A 4,408-nucleotide genomic window follows, 5' to 3' on the forward strand; every position below is an offset into this window, starting at 1 on the left:
GTAATAACCACACCGTCAGCGATTGTAATTGCCATATATTTTGATGTTCCTCTATATACGACTTCATCACTGTAAAATTCAACTTTATTCGCATTACCGAGTGAATTAAGCACTAAATTTATAGATTTCTTTATTTCGTCACATTCTGCCGAAACTGTTGCTGTTCCGGCAGTTGCAGACGGAGTAATTGAGAGAATTCCGGAAAACATTCAAATAGACCCATCATTTTTGATGGGTCTATTATTTTAATCGTTAAAATTTTCTACAAATCTCATAAATACCGCTGCCGCCTCTGCTCTTGTGGCATTGTCTTTCGGATTAAGTGTTGTATCTGTTTTTCCGACCATTAATCCGCTGCCTGCCGCCCATTGCATTGACGGAATTGCATATTCAGAAATATCGTTATAATCATCATATGAAAGTATATTTGTGTTATCTCCCACTTGTGTATCTATCTTCTTGTAATTTGCGTATCTGTACAAAATCGCTGCCATTTGTTCTCTTGTAATATCTGCGTTAGAATCAAATTCTGTTGCCGATATTCCTGCCACTATGCCGTTAGTGCTTGCCCAAGCAACTGCTTTTTCATAATATGCACCGCTTGGAACATCTTCAAATTTACATTCGCCTTCCTCTTTTTCACCGTCTATTCTATGTAGAATAGCAACAAACATTGCTCTTGAAAGGTTTGTGTTCGGCTCAAATGTTATATCCGTTATACCGACCATAAATTTATGCTCATAAACATATTTAACATTATCATAGAACCAATCTGTCTTTTCAACATCAATAAACGGTAAATCGGTTTTCTCGCCGAATATTACTTGAATTTCCATATTTTCAGATACCGATTTAACGGTATACACTTCTGCATTACTGCCAACGCTGACGCCGTTTATAAGAATATCCTTTACCATATAGCCGTCATTCGGAACTGATGTTACAGTTACGCTTGTGCCGGCTTTAACTTCCGTACTTGACAATGTAACTTTTCCATTTTCCGACGGTAGTAATGTTATCTTATATTTTGCCGAAGATGAGCCACCACCCGAATGTTTGCCTGTGCTTTTAAAGGATTCCATAGCCTTATTTAATGCCGCAACACCTTGTGTATAATCGTCCTCTGTTGCGTTACTGTCATTAACAAGCTCCTGTGCTTTATTAATAGCCTCCTGCAAAGCATTCTTTTTATTGTCCGACGCATTAGGTGTATTGTCAAGAAGTTCTTGTGCCTCTTTAATCTTTTCTATCAAATCTTCTTTTGAATTGCCTGTTATCTCAATTACTGCATAATCAGAAAATCCGTCTTCTATATTCTTGTATTCCGCAGTTTGAATATTTGCGGTATTCATTTTAACTTTTACCGCTGTTTCGCCCTTTGACAATGCGGTTATATCACCCTCATCAAGTGCGATACGATTTTTCTCGTACAACACACTCCAATCAATCATATCGTCACTTAATTCAAATTCTTTTCCGTCGTCAAGGACCGCAAAAGCCGAAAGCTTTGTATTTTGACCGCTTTTCATTGAAATCTTTTTCTCGCCATCAACAGTTTGAATATCCTCACCGTTATTTTTAAGTTTAATTTCTTTAATCGCAAAACTACCTTTACGCACCGCATATACCATAAGTTCGGTTACGTTGCCTGCGTTATCTACAGCTTTTAGCGTATGCGATTTATAATTTTCATTATCTGATAATTTTTTGGCAATACTGAAACTTCCGTTTTCATTAACCGTAATTCCGTCAGTTTCTCCGTCTATTGTAAGAGTCGAAGATTTTTCTGTTAATCCCTCAATAGTGTAACTTCCGTCATCTTCGGTTATCACAGTATTCGCTCCAAATATTGCTGAAACATTTTCAACGCTTTCAGCTGATTTTTGCGAAAGCGACAATATAGGTGCTGATGTATCTATTGAGAATGCCAATCTCGCATCACTGTCGCCTATAATTGCATCTTTACCGCTTATATTGTCTTTTTTGCTCGTATAAGCTGTGAAATCAATTACATAATCGCCGTCCTCAAGGTCATCTAAAACAAACTTCCATTCTTTCTTAAATTTATTGTCACTGTATGCCTTTTGACCGTTTACCGACAATTCCATAAACACATCATTGTCAAATACATATTCAACAATAATATTATTATCATTTATATATTCTTTTGTGCTGTCAAAGTTTGTTTTTACCTCTTTCAACTTTGGCATATCCTTTTCAGGCATTACAAGTTTATCCGACGAAACCACCTCATCACCGTAATAATACCATGTCTTATATTCATCAGAAGAATCCGATTTTCCGTATTCTTCACGTAGGGTTCTTACATTGACATAATATGTTTTACCTGTTTCAAGATATGCCTCCTTGCCGAATACGAAGTTTGAGCCTTTTTCAAACTGACCTACATTATTACTTAGTACACTACCGTCTTCCGCAACAATTTCAGCTATATAATGCGTATAATCAGCATTTTCGGGATCTGTTACATTCACAAATATATTACCGTTACCACCATAATTGATATGCACCTTTGAAACTGACTTAGGAAGTTTCTTATTCTTGAATTTTACAGGTGTATCACTAATCGCAAGACTTATTCCGTCTGTTGTAGATACGGTTGTTACTGCGTAATACGTTCCGCTTTCAAATGTGTCCGGAAGTGTAATTTTTTCACTGCCGTTTTTTATTTCTGCGTCTGTTTTGTGAAGTATGTTAGTTCCTAACGAATCGCCTTTGTTGTCACCTGTTTTGACTTTCTTCAAAACATCTTTGTCTTTCGTCAAATAAACGTCTATTGTCCCTTTTTTATCGGTACTTCCGCTCATTGTCCATGACGCTGTAAGTTCGGCAGAATCTTCAGATGAATGTGATATGCTGCACGAATCTATACCTGCTATACCGTCAACACCGTTCATATTAAATGACTTGATTGTAATGTTAGGTGTTGTGTATCTTACAGTCCACTTACCGTTTATGATTTTATCCTTTTCCGTAACCGTTACATAAATATAATTGTCACCGTCACGGCGCTGTACAAGCATATTTCCGTTACCGTTCCCGTCGTCCAAAATTGTGTTTATTACGGCTCCGTCGGCATTTATAAGTGTAATTTCGCCTGCCTCAGGTGTGCCTGAACCTGTATAAGGTATTTCAAGCAATAATGCGTCTTGATTTTGAGCATTTTCTACATTTACACTTGCCTCTTTATATTCACTGCCGTCTGTCATCATACCTATCGGCTCAACAGACAATTCGTGTACATTAGTTCCGTAGTAGCCTGTTACGTCGTCAGAACTCATAAGGCTAATTGAGTTATTTTCGCCCCGCGGCGGTGCACTTAAATCTACATTCTTACCGAATGATACATTTTTACCCCAATAATATATTACACCGAAACGGATACCGATAATCTTGATATTTGCACCGATAAATTCATCAGATACAGCAGCCTCAACACCTGCAAGTTCTTTACCACCCACAAGCGGAATACTGTCCGGTATGCAAATGCTTGCAAATATGTAGCCGTAGAAATAATCATCGGCAATATTTATTGTAATACCGCCTTTTATAAGTCCGTCTATAATACTTACATTACCGTAAAGATTAAGTTCCCAAGGCTCTATCCATCTTGCATTTATTCCTGCTTTCAAATCAAGCAAAGAATCCGATACTTTTAATTTCATATCGCCTTTAAGCGACAGTCCCTCAAGGCTTATTCTGGCATTAAAATCCCCCACAAGAGTACCTATAGCCTCAAGTCTTGTGAACAACAATATAGTAATCGGCGGAAGTTTGTCAAATTCACCGCCTATGGTATCGGCAAGTTCATTTATACCGCCGCCCAAGCCTGTCATAAACAATGCAGGCGGTGCAATAGGAATTTTCAGTCCGTCACGGATATAAAATTCGATTTTATCCGGTACTATAACATCTTTGTTTTTTACATTAACTTCTTTAAATGCAAGTATACCCTCACATTCAATAATCTTGATATTAAGACCTGCATTTAATTCGTATACATTGTCTATTGTGTTTATGGTAACGCTTGCATATATACCCGGTGCATTTGAAACAAGTGAACCTAAAACGTCTTTAGGCAATGCAAGCGACATTTTCGCGTCTATTCCTATAAAACCTGCACCTTCAACCTTTACAGCCTTTTCCTCAACCTTGCCTTTTTCACCGAAAAGTACATTATTTACTTCCGCAGATAAACTTCCCTCTGAAAGTTTGGTATCTTTTTTGATTTTGTCACCTGTAGACGTTTGTTTGGGTGTTTCATCAAAAAGACTTTCCATATCACCCGAAATATCTTCTTGGTCTGCCGTCAGACTTTCGTCAAACAAACTCTGCATTTCATCGGAAATATCCTCTTGATCTGCCGTCAAATCTTTGTTTTATTGAT

At 37.5% G+C, this 4,408-nt stretch carries 2 protein-coding genes; both read right to left on the reverse strand.

The features are described from left to right. Nucleotides 1-209 (reverse strand): hypothetical protein (locus ACLTU0_RS11010; protein WP_412322476.1); only part of this gene is annotated, 209 nt, incomplete at its 3' end. A gap of 36 nt (nucleotides 210-245) precedes the next feature. After that, complete coding sequence (locus ACLTU0_RS11015) at nucleotides 246-4,391, reverse strand: S-layer homology domain-containing protein (RefSeq protein WP_412322477.1); 4,146 nt, start codon at nucleotides 4,389-4,391, stop codon at nucleotides 246-248. Between the last annotated feature and the right edge of the window lie 17 nt (nucleotides 4,392-4,408).

The sequence above is a fragment of the Hominilimicola sp. genome, from assembly GCF_046972485.1.
GTDB lineage: Bacteria > Bacillota > Clostridia > UBA1381 > UBA1381 > Hominilimicola > Hominilimicola fabiformis.